Consider the following 15,378-nt stretch of genomic DNA (forward strand, 5'->3'; position numbering starts at 1 on the left):
ATAGCTTTCAAGGCCTCCGTCTCTCAACGTGAACTATGTACGATCGACTCAAAGGATTCCGAGATTTCTATCCTACTGAGATGATACCTCGACGGGAGGTTATTGATACCGTTGAGGATGCTGCAGCCCGTTATGGCTTCCGTGAAGTCGGCACCCCTGCACTTGAGCGGACCCAGATGTATGTGGATAAATCCGGTGAAGGGATTGTCGATGAGCTGTACGCCTTCACTGATAAAGGCGGAAGAGACGTTGCGCTCACACCGGAACTCACACCGACGGTTGCACGGATGGTTGTCGCAAAGCAGCAGGCACTCTCAAAGCCGATAAAATGGTACTCCACACGCCCGTTTTGGCGCTACGAACAGGTCCAACAGGGCCGGTTCCGCGAATTCTACCAGACAAATGTTGATATTTTTGGCTCCAGCGAACCGACCGCAGATGCAGAAATTCTCGCATTTGCTGCGGATGCACTCACTGGGCTTGGACTGACTGCAGAGGACTTCACGTTCCGTATCTCACACCGAGATATTCTCGGTGGATTGCTTGAAGCGTTTGACGCCGATGTGGACACAAAAGCCGCAATCCGTGCTGTTGATAAAAGCGCAAAGATCGAAACCGAAGAGTACCATGATTTGCTTGTGGAGGCCGGTCTAAGCGGTGCGCAAGCGGCCGAGTTTGACGAGCTGTTAGAGACTGATGAACTATCGGACCTCACGGCATTTGCGGGAACCGATCGAGTCGACGCAGCGGTGACAAATCTCCAGGCTGTCCTTGATACCGCCGAGGACTTTGGCGCAAGAGAGTATTGCACAATCTCGCTGGAAACCGCACGTGGTCTTGACTACTACACAGGGGTTGTGTTCGAGTGTTTCGATTCAACTGGCGAAATCGGTCGATCGGTGTTCGGTGGAGGGCGGTATGATGACCTCATTGAATCGTTCGGTGGACAACCAACCCCGGCGGTTGGTGTCGCACCGGGGCACGCACCGCTTTCGCTCCTTTTGCAGCGCGCAGGTGTATGGCCAGAGGATGTGGATACAACAGACTACTATGTGCTAACTGTTGGTGATACCCAATCGGTTGCTGCAGAGATTGCACAGACTCTACGTGCCCGTGGAAACATCGTTGAAACTGATCTCTCGGACCGGAGTTTTGGTGCACAGATGGGATACGCGGATTCGATCGGTGCGGAAACGGTCGTGATTGTCGGCGAGCGTGATCTTGAAGATGGAAACGTGACTGTGAAAGATATGGGTTCAGGCGACCAAACCGCAGTTGCACTGGATGCGTTCCCCGGAAGCTTCGATCGGCCGACCTACACCGATTTCGCCTGAAAAGCTGACAGCGGTACACACTTTGCTGGTCGCAGCCGTTCATTCTTGTATGCGTGCATTTCGCCTTGCATACGATGGGCGGCCGTTCTATGGCTACCAGCGGCAACCAGATGTTCCAACTATTGAGGAGACGCTGTTTGATGCGCTCCGATCGCTGGGTGTTATGGAAGCCGTCGATGACAAGCCAGCGGGATATGCGGCGGCCGGGCGAACTGATCGCGGCGTCTCTGCGCTGTCACAGACGGTTGCGTTTGACGCGCCGACGTGGCTCACACCACGGGCACTCAACAGCGAACTCCCGAAAACGATCCGTGCATGGGCAAGCGCTGAAGCCCCAAACGACTTCCATGCAACACATCATGCAGTACGGCGGACATATCAGTATTCGCTGTATGCCCCACATGAAGGCGATCGACGAACCGGTCACGACGCAGTTGTTGACGAACGTGCAAAGAACGCCCTCGAACGACTCTGTGGAAGTCACGATTTCCATAACCTGACACCGGATGCAACCGGAACGTGGCGCGGCCTTTCAGGGCGAATGCAACGTGAGGGATCATTTTTACAGCTCTGGTTTGCAGCAGGTGGATTCCCCCGTGAACTGGTTCGCAGACTCGTCACAGTCGTGCATTCGGTAGCAGATGGTTCGATGCCGATCGATCGGGTTGATCGGCTCCTGAGTGAGGAGTCAGTCGATGGGAGATATGGCGTCGCCCCAGCACCACCGGAGCCGCTTATCCTTACCGATGTGACATATCCACAGATCAGGTTTGCGTCGGATCCGGATGCGTGCACGAGCAGTGTTCGCGCATTTAGCGAGGCGTCGACCGACGCACAGATACGACATCGGACCGCAGAAACGATCGCAACACAGATTGAACACGGATGTGAATACTAGTCACAGTATAGCCACGGAGTGCTGTATCGCACTCATAGTAATGTTTTGATTGTTTCATCCAGTACACTGTTGTATGTGTTATGATTCGATCGTCTTTGACAATGATGGTGTACTAACCTATCCAACACCACAAGCCGTGCTACAGCAAGGTGTCAAGGGTGCCTTTTCGAGGTTTGATATCACGCCGGATGATGATCTTGTTACAAAAATGGTTGACGCGGATGTCACACAGATTCAGCAGGTAGCACGACGATACAACATTGCTCCCAGTGTACTCTGGGAGCAGCGTGAAAAATCAGTTGCAGCCGCCCAACGGCGAGCGCTCGAAGATGGAACGAAGACGCTATATGAAGATGTTTCAACGCTTGAATCGCTCCACGCACCGATGGGGATTGTCAGCAACAATCAGCATGAGACGGTACTATCGATTGTTGAGCTCTTCGAACTACGGGAGCTGTTTCCGTATGCAACCGGACGCGAGCCAACACTCGATGGATTTCAGCGACGAAAACCAAACCCCGATTACCTAACAGATGCGCTCGACTCGATCGGCGTCTCCTCGGGACTCTATGTCGGCGACAGCAATGTTGATATTCTCGCAGCCAATCGTGCCGGGATGGATGTTGCGTTCATTCGACGACCACACAGAACAGCGTATGAGTTGGTCGCCGAGCCGACGTATGAAATTAATTCACTTGAGGAGCTTGCCTCGATCGCAGTGTAGCTAGAACTACTCCCACGCATCGGGCCACAGATTAGCTGCTTTCATTCCAGTCTCAAACTCCGCCTCACGGAAGGCGTCTGCGACTACATCTCTGTCGAGCCGGGGAAGTTCCGTATCGGTGAGTTCGATCGCCAGTAGTGCAGTCAGAATGCCGTGTTCTCGAATATCTCGATCGTCTACCTTGTCTCGGGTGTCTGCGGTTGTGTGGCCCCACCCGCGGCCTCGGTCGTTGCTTTCGCTGTGAAGCTGCAGTGCTGGAATTCCATCACGGACGAATGGCCACTGGTCACTGAACGGATGTGGTTCACTAACAATCGTAATTGGATGTCTCGTTTGCGTGGAAACAGCCTGTGCAACCTCTTCTGTTTCGGTGGAGGTGTGTGTCATTGCCACCAAATCGCGGAACCGGCCAGCGCCATCCACATTCAAGACACCATGAATGGAGTCGTGTGAAACGTGTTCTGCAAGCTGTTCGGAGCCAAGTAGTCCGATCTCTTCACACCCAACTGCGACGACTCGAACTCGTTTCGTTAGCTCATCTTCGATCGCAGCAAGAATTCGTGCCGCAGTGAGGACGGTTGCAATCCCACAGCCATTGTCTAATGCGCCTTCGGCAATATCATGCCCGTCGTAGTGTGCAAGGAGTAAGAGCTCCTCATCGGTGTCAGCCCCGACTGTACCAACAACATTTCGGCTCTCACCAGCTGTCGTTTCCGCTTGCACAGTAAGGCCCATTTCTGCGTGTTCTCCCGGTGTATTGACCGCATATTCCGAAAGCCAGTCACCTGTTTCGAGACTCACGCCGACTGCGACTGCATCAGCTTCATGTCCAAATGTAAGCGATCCCGTTGGTGGCAGTTGCCCGGGGATATGGTTAACAAAAACAAACCCAACAGCACCAGATTCGATCGCGTAGCTAAACTTCTCCATCCGGTGAATGAACCGACCACCTTCGGGCGTTGTTGTGCTTGCGACAACAATCTTGTCCGTCACATCGAGGTCGTCGATCTCTGCTGGCGTTCCATAGCCTGCATCAACGAATTCAGCGGTGACAGTGTCTGCTGGAGAGTACGGAAGTGCGATCGTGTCAAACGTTCGATCGGTTGGCCCTGCAAGTTGAAGTGTGCTTGAGCCACGCCGCCATTCGTGCATCTGGAACGGATTTTGAGTCACATTGTGTAGCCCTGCGGTCGTGAATGCGTCCGCGATGACGGCTGCGGCTTCATGTTCTCCCGGGCTCCCGCCCATTCGATTGCCGATCGCCGTTAAATCAGTAATAAATTCCCACGGAACATCGTCCGTCCACGTTCGACCGATCGCGGCACTGAGCGCATCCGATCGGTCAGTCCCAGTAAAAGACATAGTTGGCACATAACAGACCGACCACAAAACAGTATGGCTCGCGGCGGGATGAGCAGAATACACGCCACGCATCATGTTGAGATTGGCAAGACTTACCACTGGAGATGACCTTCGAATCGATATGAGTTCGGTTCCTGAACGGAGCGATATTGAAGAGGAATATAAATGGGCTCTTGGGAGCATCTATGCATCTGATGAGGATTGGGAGCACGCTTTTGAAGCGGTATCTGAGCGGATTTCCGAGCTTCGAGCCTACGAAGGACAAGCGACAACAGATCCAGAGACTCTGCTTGAGCTACTCGACCTCCGAGAAGAGATCATGCGTGATGTTGCACAAGTCAGTGTCTATGCAAGCCTTCGCAGCAGTGAAGATACACGTAACCAGGAGTATCAAGCACTCTCCGCGAAAGCACAATCGCTCTCTTCGCAGGCATCAAGTGCGATCTCATACCTAGAACCGGAGCTACAAACGCTCTCTGCCGAAGAGATTGACCACTTCATCGACGCAGAGCCTGCATTGGAAACCTATCGGCAGTACTTCGATGACGTCCTCCGTGGGAAAGAACACACCCGATCAGCGGAAGTTGAAGAGCTCCTTGCTGAGCTCGGCGAGGTCACAAGCGCACCAAGTGAGATCTACTCGATGCTTGCAAACGCAGATATGGAGTTCCCAACCGTCGAAGACCCTGATGGAGATGCAGTCGAAATCAGTCAAGGGAACTTTACGAAGCTACAGAAGCACGAGGATCGATCGTTCCGGAAACGTGTCCACGAAGAGTTCTATGATGAATGGGAAGCGGTACGGAATACGGTTGGCACATCACTAAAAAACCAAGTCCGAAAAGATGTGAAGATGGCGCGGGCACGAAACTACGACAGTGCCCGAGAAGCCGCACTTGATGGACCGAACGTCCCTGTTGAAGTGTATGATACGCTTGTGGATACCGTTCGAGAGAACCTCTCGTATCTCCATCGACACGCAGCGCTCAAACAGGACGCGCTCGGTGTTGAGACGCTTCAAATGTGGGATCTGTATATGTCGATAACTGGGGAGGAAGGTCCAGAAGTGAGCTACGAACAGGCGAAAGAGTGGGTTATTGAGGCAGTTGCGCCGCTTGGTGAGGAGTACCAAGAACGAATGGCAGAAGGTTTAGAAGATCGGTGGGTCGATGTGTACGAGAACCGTGGCAAACGTGCCGGCGCATTCTCCTCAGGAACCTACGACACACAGCCGTTCATCATGATGAACTATCAGGATGACATTGCCTCAATGTTCACACTTGCACACGAGCTTGGACATTCAATGCACTCCGAATTAGCGCAAGAGAAACAGGCGTGGCACGATGCAGGGTATGAGATCTTTGTTGCAGAAGTTGCATCGACAGTCAATGAGACGCTTTTGACACACTATCTGCTTGAAAATCTCGACGATGACGAGCTCCGCATGCACGTCCTCGATGAGTACCTTGAGCGGTTCCGATCGACGCTGTTCCGCCAAACAATGTTTGCAGACTTTGAACACCAAATTCACGCACTTGCGGAGGATGACAAACCACTCACGCCAGACGTGTTTGATCAAGTATATGGCGATCTCAAAGCGGAGTTCTACGAACCAGCAGCAGTAGACGATCGGATTGCTCGTGAGTGGGAACGCATCCCACACTTCTACTACAATTTCTATGTGTACCAGTACGCAACTGGCATCTCTGCTGCAGTGGCAATCGTTGAGAAGATCCGCGAAGAAGGCGACGATGCAGCCGCAGATTACCGAGCAATGCTCGCAGCTGGTGGGAGCGTCTATCCGATCGAAGCACTCGAAATTGCAGGCATTGATATGACATCACCGGAACCGATCGAATCAGCACTTGCAGTGTATGGGGAGTACCTCGATCGCATGGCTGAGCTCCAGTAACTCAGTAAACACAAATGAAACGCGTGACGTTCATCGACCCAAAAGCACATTTACACGCAACCCAAAGAGCAGGTAGCGAATGTCACGTAGCCCATCGCTGCCGGACCAACCACGGCTTGATTTGGATCCCGATATGTCCGATACCGAGCGACTTGATGCGATACAAAAACACTTCAAACGTATCGTTTCAGTCAACGAAGAGCTCCAGCACCGGCTTTCGGATGCAACAGAACGCCGTCAAGACCTCCGTGAAGAAGTTCGACAGTTAAAACGTCGAAACGATGCACTCAAAACCTCCGCTCTCTACATCGCCTCCGTTGAGGAGGTGTCTGACGACGGGGTCGTTATCAAACAACACGGCAACAACCAAGAGGTCCTGACAACAGTTTCTCCACAGGCTGCTGAGCAGCTTGAAGCAGGCGATCGGGTCGCAATCAATGAGTCATTTGCGATACAGCTTATTCTCGATGATGAGACAGACTCCAGAGCACAAGCGATGGAGATTTCCGAATCACCAGATGTACGATATGAGGACATTGGTGGGATTGATCAACAGATCCAAGAGGTCAAAGAAGCCGTTGAAGATCCGTTAACGAATCCAGAAATCTTCGATGCCGTCGGTGTTGAGCCACCGTCAGGTGTGCTTTTGTATGGTCCACCAGGGACCGGGAAAACAATGCTTGCAAAAGCAGTTGCAAACGAGACGGATGCAACATTTATTAAAATGGCCGGATCCGAGCTTGTCCAGAAGTTCATCGGTGAAGGTGCTCGACTGGTTCGTGACCTGTTCAAACTGGCGTCCGAACGTGAGCCTGCAGTCGTCTTTATTGACGAGATTGATGCGGTTGCTTCACGACGGACTGACTCGAAAACGTCCGGTGATGCAGAAGTCCAACGGACGATGATGCAGTTGCTTTCGGAGATGGATGGCTTCGACGATCGAGGTGATATTCGAATCATTGCCGCGACAAATCGGTTTGACATGCTTGATGAAGCGATTTTGCGACCAGGTCGATTTGATCGACTCATTGAAGTACCGAAGCCTGGCGCTGAGGGGCGACGTCGTATTCTTGAAATACACACACAAGGAATGAACATTGCGGCCGATGTTGATCTTGATTCGATCGCCGACGGACTTGGTGAGTACAGCGGTGCAGATATCGAGAGCCTCACAACAGAAGCAGGAATGTTTGCGATTCGTGACGACAGAACAGAAGTAAATCTTCAAGACTTCGAGAGTGCAAAAGAAAAGATTGAACGTTCGGATGATGACCCAGATGGCGTCATCAACTATCAGTACTAGCGACTACTTGCTTTTGTTTTCGTAACGCATTACGCGCGTGACCACGTGAGTCAGCTAATGAATACAACAATCCATGTCGCAAGCGGCGTGGGAACCGGGCCAACAGAACTGGCAGCGTATGATGCTGCGTTAGCGGATATTAATCTCCATAATTACAATCTGGTAGCGGTCTCTTCTGTTATTCCCAAAACAGCAACCGTTGTTCAGGCCGATCGAGCACCGGATCTCGGGGCAGCAGGAAACCGATTGTTTGTGGTGCAGTCGGAGATGGCATCACGACCAGGCACTGACGAACCGATCGTTGCGGGGCTTGGCTGGGTAACAGGTGATGGCCCAGGCTTGTTCTACGAAGCAAATGGGCATGACGAAACAGTTGTACAGCAGTTGCTCGAAGACGGTTTACAGGCGGGCGGAGAGCTTCGAGAATGGACATTTACCGACCAGTCGTTTGAGATTCGGTTAGTAGAACCTGAGACAGACGAGTACACTGTTGTCGTTTGTCTTGCTGCCTATGGTGACAGCGAGCCGATGTTCAAATAGTGACACATAGTCACACATTTCCCGACGCTTTTATACAACTGTACACCCTACACAAATGACAACGTACATGAATGGAAACAACCCCTATGCAGGGGCCCCGGGCACGGTCCAGGCAGGCCAGCCAACACATGGTGTAGAGCTTTCAGGTGAAGAAAAAGAGATACTTCGCCGTGAGGTTGCCGCGATTGTCTCACAGACACAATCGTATCTTCCGGAAGGCTACCACGTTGGGTCAGAGCTCTCATTTGATGGGACGACGCCACTGGCGACAGTTGCAGTCGATCCACCAGCTGGGCACCCAGTAAGTGCAGGGTTCACGCCGGAAGTAGAGGACCTCAAGTCGGGACTCAACGAGAGCGACACTGCAGAGGTTGCACAAGGCCTTGCAGCAAGTGCTGCAATGCAAGTCATGAGTGCTGTTGGCGACAGTGTAACACCAACAGGTCGATAACGGCCGCAAGTGTCTATTTATTAGCGTGATTGTCGACGCTGATTGATGGCAGCGACTCCGATTGCACCACAAATAATCCCAAGTGAGCAGAGACTTCCTACAGCAACCGCCAACAGGAGTGAGAGCTGCGAAAGCCATCCGACACCCAAGCTAATCGCTAACACAGTCGGGATTAATACAATGATGAGATCGTACAACTGTTGCGTTTCGATCGAAATCTGAGAGATGTACTGCGCTGTGGAATTGACCATCAACAGTGACTCATCGATTGGTGATGGTCGATTGCCACTTAGGGGTTGTTGTGGTTGAAGATACAGTCTCTATCTCTGATATCGGCTGAGCGGGTTCTGCTGTTGGTATCCAGTGGTGGTTTGTTTCAACAGACCAAGCAGAGCAAGCCACTCTACTAGTCGAGCATGGCCCTGCTCCCACGCAGATTCCCATTGTGGATCTCGTAGCTGTTCCCATGGTGGTGCAAGCGATTTTGTGACTTCCAACAGTGACTCCCCCGTTTGGGCTTTCTCATCATCAAAAGCGAGAGCAAGCACTTCCTGCGCGCCAAGCACAGCCGAAACGAATCGTATTCTGATTTCGTCGAGTGGAGGGCGATCGGCGATGCGAACGTATCCCTGTGTAGTGTTGGTTACAAGGGACAAGGCTCGAAGCAGTGTAATCCAATCATGTGCTGTCTGTGGGTCTGTGATGGTACAGCGCCGTTGGATCCGTCGTTTGCACTCGACTTCGGTCGCAGGAACAAGCGGAACTGCACGATGAACGTCCCATACTGTATCAACCGTTTCCGGAGCAGGAGGGAGCCGAGTGAGTTTAATTCGCATTACTGGAGATCGAAAGACGCTGCAAGCAGTTCCTCATTTGTCTCTCCAACGACATGGGTTGGACCGTTAACCACGTCGATCGTCACTGTCGCAGGGGCAAAAACAGACGGTGGAATCTCATAGAAGTCCCAGTCTGCATCTGCAAAGATCTCGACAAACGGTGTTCCATACTCCGCTGTTGCGGTTGAGGATACCGAATTAAACACCGAGTCATCCTCGGTCACTTGCAAATATACTTCACCACCATACGCCAGCGCATCATTTGTTCGGCCCATCGCAATGGATTCATCGTAGCTGACCGGTGCGATCGGTGCACGACACGATGCGGAGCGGATATTTTGTGGAGAGTAGTCAAGATCAGAGAGCCTCATAACCGCGAGCTCCGCAGCACGGGCAGCCATTGTGATGCTTCCAACCATTGATCCAGTTGCGTAAGTAGGCAAGAAGACACCGCTTGGTTCGATCTCAGCTAGTTCTGCGACATGCTTTGCGATCCGATCGTCTGGGAGTTCTGCAGATTCGATCGAAAGCACAGTGAGATCAAACTGATCATAGTAGTTCATTTTGTCAAAGTCCGATTCCATTCGGGCGAGCGCACGCGCAGGACCGGATCCAAGACCATTGTATACATCGAAATCAAGCTCCCAGCCGGCTTTTTGTGAACATAAGAGTGCAATTCCGGGGTTGTCAGTAGACAGTTCGACATACGGACGTGGTGTGCCGTTTATTGAGCCCATACTTGTATGCACAGATGCTAAGCCTGCAGTCTGGATCTCAGTAAGAAAGAGTCCGGCCTCAAATCCACCATCCTCTTCAACGCCAAAATCGACAACCGTAGCCCCTGAATCCAATTCGTAGGCATCGATGTTTAGCTCCCCAGCAAACTCCAACGCCTCATCAAGTAGCTCGATCGCCGATCGATTGATGCTTTCCATATGGCCACCTTGCGCGGCATCTGCTAAAGGGATTGTTGTCCAGCGGATGGCGGGGACTATCGGAACTGCATCCCACCATTTACACACAGGATTTCCCCTTGTACGTATGGGTTCTCGAGCAGGTATCGCACAGAGTGTGCGATTGCATCCGGGTTACATGCGTACTCGGGGAGGTGTGTACCAATTCCCTCATGCCCTTTGAAATTCACAGATTCTAGATACTTCACAATCACATCATTCATGTCCGTCTCTACTGGGCCGGGTGCGATCGCATTGACTTGAACGCCATCGTCTCCAAACTCTCTCGCAAGCGCGCGTGTCAACCCGTGGAGTCCAGCCTTGCTTGCAGCATACGACGCATCAACGGTTCCACCAGTACCCCCGATACTAGAGATCATCACCACATCACCGCTTGTCTCCCGTAGCGCAGATGCTGCAGCCTGTGTTACATAGAACGCTCCCGAAAGGTTGGTTCCAATCACTGACTGCCACTGTGCTGGCTCGATTTCTTCGACCTGTGCGGGTCGGGTTATCCCTGCGTTGTTGACCACTGCTGTAATCTCGCCATACTCCTCACGTGCAATTGAGATCAGTTTTGTTGCGTCATCTGGATTCGATACATCTGCTTGCACCGAAACAGCGTCTCCGCCGTCAGCTTCGATCGCAGCAACGGTTTCGGCTGCAGCCGACGCATCCGATCGGTAGTTTACAACAACGGGCGTCGTCTCGCCCACCTCTTCGCTAATTGCACGTCCGATTCCTCTACTCCCACCGGTTACGATAACTGCCATACTATACGCACTACTATCGAGTAGTAATAGGTGGTGGTACTCGTTATCGATCGCGTTTTGCGGAGCGACCAAGATGTTTCTCAACAGCATCCACCTTCGCTTGTGCGTGCTGTTGCACCGTTCGTTTGTCGTCTATTTTAAGAAACGTGCTGACGCGATCGCCCTCAACTGCGTTGTGAGCACCAGCAACCGCGGCGAGAAGCTCCTCAATGGTGTCCGCTTCAATGACGGTTCCCATCGGGTTTGTTTCGTACGATACATCGTACGCTTCGAGCGCGGCAACTGCCTTTGCGACTTCGCCTGACATACTGCCTTCGGTGACGGGTGCAACACTCAACAGTGCAATAACGGTCATACACTGGTGTTCGATCGCACACATTGTAACTACAATGGTCGATGCAGCACTGACAGCAACTTTTTCGACTCGCAGACTGTAGCGGAGGTATGGCCGAGCCATATCTTTCACATCCAGTTCGACGATTGCGAACTGACCCGACGCCGGACGATTCCGTTTCGCTCGTTGTTGAACTGGACTCGCTTTCACCAGCGTCGCTCGAGTCGCACGCTGATGACTGTGATGGGACGGTTGAGCGTGAGCTTGGGTTTGACGCACATCTTGTGACACTCCCAGAATTGCAGGTCGATACCTTCTGTGAGGTAGACGGCGTGGTCCGCATTGAAACCGCAGATACGATCGGAATCACGCCTCCGCCAGAATAAAATAAGGGCGAGCGAGTGCTCACGACGCTGCATATCGAAAACCGCGCTGGCTGGAGTGTGACCCTCGATCGGACGTATCGTGTCGCTGCGTGAGATATCTCTGATTCAAATCCATCGAGTACAGCCGCTCACAATATTGGTTGAGACAAAAATGCGCTGGCTGGGATTTGAACCCAGGTTGTGACCATGGCAAGGTCACGTGATACCACTACACTACCAGCGCAGTTACGCGTTCTCGCATTTCTATCTAACTGGCGGTTTACGTATAAGAGTTGCGAATCAATCGCTGATTGACGTGAAAACACACACCAAGCGTAGAGGTATGTTCACTCGACAATGGCAGTTGTCACGAGCCGTGTCCCATCCGTTATATCGAACTGTGCTCCACCCTCAGCGCTGGTACTGACATCAAATTCCCATCCATGCGCATCGATGATCCGTTGGACGATCGTGAGCCCGATTCCAGTGCTCTCATTGGTTGAGTATCCCGATGCAAGAATTGCATCTCGGGTCTCTGGTTGAATTCCAGGTCCATCATCTGCAATATAGAATCCAGTTGGTCCACCAGCTACCGTTGACCGTGTTGTGGTTGTGATTGGTTCAATTGGTCCAACACGAATCGAGACGGCTTGCTGGCTGTTTTCGATCGCATTCCGAAACAGATTCTCAAACACTTGCTGGAGTCGATTTCGATCCGCAGAGAGTGTCGTCGATCCTTCAATGGTAAGCGTTGCCTCTCCTGTGTGAACATTCTCCCACGCAGTCAGCGCAAGCGTTTCGAGATCGACAGCGGTCCGATCATGAATCACATTCCCGTGTGTTGCTAGTGCTAACAAGTCCTCGATGAGTGTGTTCATCCGATCAAGTGCTGATTCGATCGTGTCAAACGTCTCTTCTGCGTCAGTACAGGCTTGTTTTGCGAGATCTACATGGCCGCTTGCAACATTGAGTGGATTCCGTAAATCATGCGACACAAACCCGATAAATTCCTCTAGCTGGTCGTGCTGGAGCCGAAGTGTGTGCTCACGGGTTGCCCGTTCCAGTGCCGCGGTCGTATTAGATGAGAGCAGTTGTCCAATCTGCACGACGGCTTGCGCATTAAATGACTCATCAGTAGTTGCGAGATGTAAGATGCCGTACCCTCCAAGTGGGAAGATAGTCCCGGACTGTGGATTATAACGTGAACTGTCTGCATGTGAACAAGGTTCAAGACGGTACTTTTTGATCGACTGCGATTCAAATGCTGACCATGCACGCGCGTTCCCGGCAGTTGCTGTAATCGTCGTATTAAAAATAGTCGCTGCCTGGTCGCTGTGTGCAATGAGTTGGAGCGCCTCCTGATCCGGACTAGCGATCCAAACACCACAGAGCGGAAGTTCGAGGATGTTTTCAGCAGCAGTAACTGCGATCTCACAGATTTCCTGCTGCGTTTGTGCAGCCATCAGTTTCTGTGTTGCATGGTGCAAAGCCGCTAGCTCTGCAGCCGTTGCCTGCTGTTCGCCCATACACGGTACTATTTCGAGAGCTACAAATGTCTACTGACGGATGACCGCGGGCGAAACCTCGGCGACCATGTGACAGGTAAACACAGCTAATCGGCTGTTTTCAAGGGTGTCAAAGCTCCACACGCCTGATTTATTCCGCTACCCTTTTAGGGCCTGATACGGTAGCAAAGTCACAGTCTAGTGATGAGGCGAAATCGACAATGGAACTGACACTACTGGTTCCGTCGTCGATCATCCGGGAAGCCGAAGATAAACGCGAGGCAACTCGCAAGCTCGGATACGTCGCCCGTGCGGCGGCGGTATTCGGTGCCAATCGGCTTTGCGTCTTCCCTGACCGGGATGGCGAAACCCGATGGGGCAAGGAGTTCGTTATCACGGTGTTGTCGTACGCGGCAACACCCCCATACCTCCGACAGGAGTTGTGGGAGCAACGAAGCGAACTCCAATACGCTGGGATCATCCCACCGCTCCGCGCATCATCACGGACATCGACCGACCCAGACGGGCCGGTCGAACAAACGGGAATCGTGACCGAGGTCGGACCTGAAGGCCGCGTCCGGGTCAATTGCGGACTGCAACACCCGATCTCCCTGCTTGTACCACCAACGATGGAGGATCCAAGTAAGGGAGAACGCGTCACCGTCAGGATCTCTTCGCGAGAACCGGTCCGTGCTCGCCTTGTCAACGAGGCCCCCCCGGGCTTCGATGTGAAGGCCATGGACCTGGCGGAAGCACTCACCACCGAATCCGGATTACGGATTGCCACGTCTCGATATGGAGAACCACTCTCCATTTCGCGGCTTGGAGAACTCGCCCCGCAGACGCGGGCAGGACTTACCGTTGTCTTTGGATCACCCGGTCGAGGGCTTCCAGAAATCCTTGGGGTTACCCCCGAGGCCATTACGGCCGCCGAAGGCGGTCCAGTCGAACCCGATCCGGGGTTCGACCTCTGGCTCAATACGATCCCGCGACAGGCAAGCGATGTGGTGCGAACTGAAGAAGCGATGTTCGCATCCCTCAGTTGCCTAACGCTCACGGAGTGAACATATGCCACAACCAAGCAGACCACGAAAAGGCTCGATGGGCTTCGGCCCGCGGACGCGTAGCACTAGCGAAGTGCCTCGCGTTCGTTCGTGGCCAGATGACGATGGGTCCCCTGCACTGCAGGGCTTTGCCGGCTATAAAGCGGGCATGACTCACGTTGTCATGGTTAACGACGAGGCGAACTCTCCACGGGAAGGAATGGAAGAGTCTATTCCAGTCACCGTTGTCGAGACACCGCCAATGCGTGCAGTTGCCGTCCGAGCCTACGAAGACACGCCGTATGGATCGCAGCCGGTTACCGAGGTTTGGGCCTCGGAATTCCACGAGGACCTCGATCGCGTCCTCGACCTACCGGCAGAAAACACCTTCGAGGAGGACTCGGAGGCCCTTTTGAGTCTCGTCGAAGACGGCGCAGTTGATGACATCCGCGTTATCACACACACTGTCCCAGGCGAACTCAAAAACGTTCCAAAAAAGAAGCCAGACGTTATGGAAACGCGCGTCGGTGGCGGCTCCATCCAGGAGCGAGCTGACTTTGCGCTTTCGCTGCTCGAAGAGGGCGGCGAACATGCGTTTGGTGACGTATTCCGTGCCGGAGAGTACATTGATGCGTCCGGTATTACCAAAGGAAAAGGAACGCAAGGTCCCGTCAAACGATGGGGCGTTCAGAAACGGAAAGGAAAACACGCACGTCAAGGATGGCGTCGACGGATCGGAAACCTCGGCCCGTGGAACCCATCGCGTGTGCGTTCAACCGTTCCACAGCAAGGACAGACCGGCTACCACCAGCGAACAGAGCTCAACAAGCGACTCATTGACTTCGACGAAGGTAACGACGCATCCGTCGATGGCGGATTCGTCAACTACGGTGAAGTCAACGGTCATTACGCGCTCGTCAAAGGTTCGCTGCCTGGCCCGAACAAGCGGCTTCTGCGGTTCCGCCCGGCCATCCGGCCGAACGACCAACCGCGCCTCGATCCAGAGGTGCGCTACGTCTCCACCGCATCTAATCAGGGATAAAAC

The 15,378-nt window shown here is 52.9% G+C and carries 17 protein-coding genes and 1 tRNA gene; 10 read left to right on the forward strand and 8 right to left on the reverse strand.

Features of this window, described 5'->3' with window-relative positions:
* Positions 1-35: 35 nt before the first annotated feature.
* From hisS to AArcSt2_RS06230, 3 genes are all read left to right on the forward strand, one after another.
* On the forward strand, positions 36-1,334 hold the full coding sequence (gene hisS, locus AArcSt2_RS06220; protein ID WP_250583457.1) for a histidine--tRNA ligase: 1,299 nt from the start codon (positions 36-38) through the stop codon (positions 1,332-1,334).
* Between the two features lie 49 nt (positions 1,335-1,383).
* Positions 1,384-2,232, forward strand: a complete 849-nt coding sequence (gene truA, locus AArcSt2_RS06225; RefSeq protein ID WP_250583458.1) for a tRNA pseudouridine(38-40) synthase TruA — start codon at positions 1,384-1,386, stop codon at positions 2,230-2,232.
* A gap of 73 nt (positions 2,233-2,305) precedes the next feature.
* Entirely contained in the window at positions 2,306-2,956 is a 651-nt protein-coding gene (locus AArcSt2_RS06230) for an HAD family hydrolase (protein ID WP_250583459.1), read from the forward strand.
* A gap of 6 nt (positions 2,957-2,962) precedes the next feature.
* On the opposite strand, the gene AArcSt2_RS06235 is transcribed toward AArcSt2_RS06230, so the two are convergent.
* Positions 2,963-4,318, reverse strand: coding sequence for a M28 family peptidase (locus AArcSt2_RS06235; protein ID WP_250583460.1), 1,356 nt, complete (start codon positions 4,316-4,318; stop codon positions 2,963-2,965).
* A gap of 121 nt (positions 4,319-4,439) precedes the next feature.
* Between AArcSt2_RS06235 and pepF the strand changes: the two genes are divergently transcribed.
* The 4 genes from pepF (at position 4,440) to AArcSt2_RS06255 (ending at position 8,524) form a co-directional block, all read left to right on the forward strand.
* Positions 4,440-6,230: an oligoendopeptidase F gene (gene pepF / locus AArcSt2_RS06240; RefSeq protein WP_250583461.1), complete on the forward strand. Its 1,791-nt coding sequence runs from the start codon at positions 4,440-4,442 to the stop codon at positions 6,228-6,230.
* Positions 6,231-6,309: 79 nt separating this feature from the next.
* The gene (gene pan2 / locus AArcSt2_RS06245) at positions 6,310-7,533 is read left to right on the forward strand and encodes a proteasome-activating nucleotidase Pan2 (protein ID WP_250583462.1); all 1,224 of its coding nucleotides are present in this window, start codon (positions 6,310-6,312) and stop codon (positions 7,531-7,533) included.
* Between the two features lie 57 nt (positions 7,534-7,590).
* On the forward strand, positions 7,591-8,073 hold the full coding sequence (locus AArcSt2_RS06250; RefSeq protein ID WP_250583463.1) for a pyruvoyl-dependent arginine decarboxylase: 483 nt from the start codon (positions 7,591-7,593) through the stop codon (positions 8,071-8,073).
* 67 nt (positions 8,074-8,140) lie between these two features.
* On the forward strand, positions 8,141-8,524 hold the full coding sequence (locus AArcSt2_RS06255) for a DUF5811 family protein (protein WP_174654461.1): 384 nt from the start codon (positions 8,141-8,143) through the stop codon (positions 8,522-8,524).
* A gap of 20 nt (positions 8,525-8,544) precedes the next feature.
* Here AArcSt2_RS06255 and AArcSt2_RS06260 read toward each other — a convergent pair whose 3' ends face one another.
* The 5 genes from AArcSt2_RS06260 to AArcSt2_RS06280 form a co-directional block, all read right to left on the reverse strand.
* Positions 8,545-8,775: a DUF8015 family protein gene (locus AArcSt2_RS06260; protein ID WP_250583464.1), complete on the reverse strand. Its 231-nt coding sequence runs from the start codon at positions 8,773-8,775 to the stop codon at positions 8,545-8,547.
* 69 nt (positions 8,776-8,844) lie between these two features.
* Positions 8,845-9,360: a double winged helix-containing putative transcriptional regulator gene (locus tag AArcSt2_RS06265; RefSeq protein ID WP_174652027.1), complete on the reverse strand. Its 516-nt coding sequence runs from the start codon at positions 9,358-9,360 to the stop codon at positions 8,845-8,847.
* On the reverse strand, positions 9,360-10,295 hold the full coding sequence (gene mch / locus AArcSt2_RS06270) for a methenyltetrahydromethanopterin cyclohydrolase (protein WP_250583465.1): 936 nt from the start codon (positions 10,293-10,295) through the stop codon (positions 9,360-9,362). The genes AArcSt2_RS06265 and mch overlap by 1 nt, the downstream gene beginning before the upstream one ends.
* A gap of 56 nt (positions 10,296-10,351) precedes the next feature.
* Positions 10,352-11,086, reverse strand: a complete 735-nt coding sequence (locus AArcSt2_RS06275; protein ID WP_250583466.1) for an SDR family NAD(P)-dependent oxidoreductase — start codon at positions 11,084-11,086, stop codon at positions 10,352-10,354.
* Between the two features lie 43 nt (positions 11,087-11,129).
* Complete coding sequence (locus AArcSt2_RS06280) at positions 11,130-11,441, reverse strand: MTH1187 family thiamine-binding protein (RefSeq protein ID WP_250583785.1); 312 nt, start codon at positions 11,439-11,441, stop codon at positions 11,130-11,132.
* Between the two features lie 89 nt (positions 11,442-11,530).
* Here AArcSt2_RS06280 and AArcSt2_RS06285 point away from each other — a divergent pair, with 89 nt between their 5' ends.
* On the forward strand, positions 11,531-11,806 hold the full coding sequence (locus AArcSt2_RS06285; protein ID WP_174652030.1) for a hypothetical protein: 276 nt from the start codon (positions 11,531-11,533) through the stop codon (positions 11,804-11,806).
* A 152-nt stretch (positions 11,807-11,958) separates the two neighbouring features.
* Here AArcSt2_RS06285 and AArcSt2_RS06290 read toward each other — a convergent pair.
* Positions 11,959-12,029 (reverse strand) — tRNA-Gly (locus AArcSt2_RS06290).
* 103 nt (positions 12,030-12,132) lie between these two features.
* Positions 12,133-13,311: a sensor histidine kinase gene (locus AArcSt2_RS06295; protein WP_250583467.1), complete on the reverse strand. Its 1,179-nt coding sequence runs from the start codon at positions 13,309-13,311 to the stop codon at positions 12,133-12,135.
* A 200-nt stretch (positions 13,312-13,511) separates the two neighbouring features.
* Between AArcSt2_RS06295 and AArcSt2_RS06300 the strand changes: the two genes are divergently transcribed.
* Together AArcSt2_RS06300 and AArcSt2_RS06305 are read left to right on the forward strand one after the other, a co-directional pair.
* The gene (locus AArcSt2_RS06300) at positions 13,512-14,354 is read left to right on the forward strand and encodes an RNA methyltransferase (RefSeq protein WP_250583468.1); all 843 of its coding nucleotides are present in this window, start codon (positions 13,512-13,514) and stop codon (positions 14,352-14,354) included.
* Between the two features lie 4 nt (positions 14,355-14,358).
* A complete protein-coding gene (locus AArcSt2_RS06305) occupies positions 14,359-15,375 on the forward strand; it encodes a 50S ribosomal protein L3 (protein WP_250583469.1) in 1,017 nt (338 codons plus the stop codon).
* Positions 15,376-15,378 lie beyond the last annotated feature (3 nt).

Origin of the sequence: Natronocalculus amylovorans, assembly GCF_023638035.1 — an archaeon.
GTDB classification, from domain to species: domain Archaea; phylum Halobacteriota; class Halobacteria; order Halobacteriales; family Haloferacaceae; genus Natronocalculus; species Natronocalculus amylovorans.

What these genes read in the sequence shown, in the direction of transcription:
- hisS (WP_250583457.1), top strand. Translation starts at nt 36, where the DNA reads ATGTACGATCGACTCAAAGGATTCCGAGATTTCTATCCTACTGAGATG.
- truA (WP_250583458.1), top strand. Translation starts at nt 1,384, where the DNA reads ATGCGTGCATTTCGCCTTGCATACGATGGGCGGCCGTTCTATGGCTAC.
- AArcSt2_RS06230 (WP_250583459.1), top strand. Translation starts at nt 2,306, where the DNA reads ATGTGTTATGATTCGATCGTCTTTGACAATGATGGTGTACTAACCTAT.
- AArcSt2_RS06235 (WP_250583460.1), bottom strand. Translation starts at nt 4,318, where the DNA reads ATGTCTTTTACTGGGACTGACCGATCGGATGCGCTCAGTGCCGCGATC.
- pepF (WP_250583461.1), top strand. Translation starts at nt 4,440, where the DNA reads ATGAGTTCGGTTCCTGAACGGAGCGATATTGAAGAGGAATATAAATGG.
- pan2 (WP_250583462.1), top strand. Translation starts at nt 6,310, where the DNA reads ATGTCACGTAGCCCATCGCTGCCGGACCAACCACGGCTTGATTTGGAT.
- AArcSt2_RS06250 (WP_250583463.1), top strand. Translation starts at nt 7,591, where the DNA reads ATGAATACAACAATCCATGTCGCAAGCGGCGTGGGAACCGGGCCAACA.
- AArcSt2_RS06255 (WP_174654461.1), top strand. Translation starts at nt 8,141, where the DNA reads ATGAATGGAAACAACCCCTATGCAGGGGCCCCGGGCACGGTCCAGGCA.
- AArcSt2_RS06260 (WP_250583464.1), bottom strand. Translation starts at nt 8,775, where the DNA reads ATGGTCAATTCCACAGCGCAGTACATCTCTCAGATTTCGATCGAAACG.
- AArcSt2_RS06265 (WP_174652027.1), bottom strand. Translation starts at nt 9,360, where the DNA reads ATGCGAATTAAACTCACTCGGCTCCCTCCTGCTCCGGAAACGGTTGAT.
- mch (WP_250583465.1), bottom strand. Translation starts at nt 10,295, where the DNA reads ATGGAAAGCATCAATCGATCGGCGATCGAGCTACTTGATGAGGCGTTG.
- AArcSt2_RS06275 (WP_250583466.1), bottom strand. Translation starts at nt 11,086, where the DNA reads ATGGCAGTTATCGTAACCGGTGGGAGTAGAGGAATCGGACGTGCAATT.
- AArcSt2_RS06280 (WP_250583785.1), bottom strand. Translation starts at nt 11,441, where the DNA reads ATGACCGTTATTGCACTGTTGAGTGTTGCACCCGTCACCGAAGGCAGT.
- AArcSt2_RS06285 (WP_174652030.1), top strand. Translation starts at nt 11,531, where the DNA reads ATGGCCGAGCCATATCTTTCACATCCAGTTCGACGATTGCGAACTGAC.
- AArcSt2_RS06295 (WP_250583467.1), bottom strand. Translation starts at nt 13,311, where the DNA reads ATGGGCGAACAGCAGGCAACGGCTGCAGAGCTAGCGGCTTTGCACCAT.
- AArcSt2_RS06300 (WP_250583468.1), top strand. Translation starts at nt 13,512, where the DNA reads ATGGAACTGACACTACTGGTTCCGTCGTCGATCATCCGGGAAGCCGAA.
- AArcSt2_RS06305 (WP_250583469.1), top strand. Translation starts at nt 14,359, where the DNA reads ATGCCACAACCAAGCAGACCACGAAAAGGCTCGATGGGCTTCGGCCCG.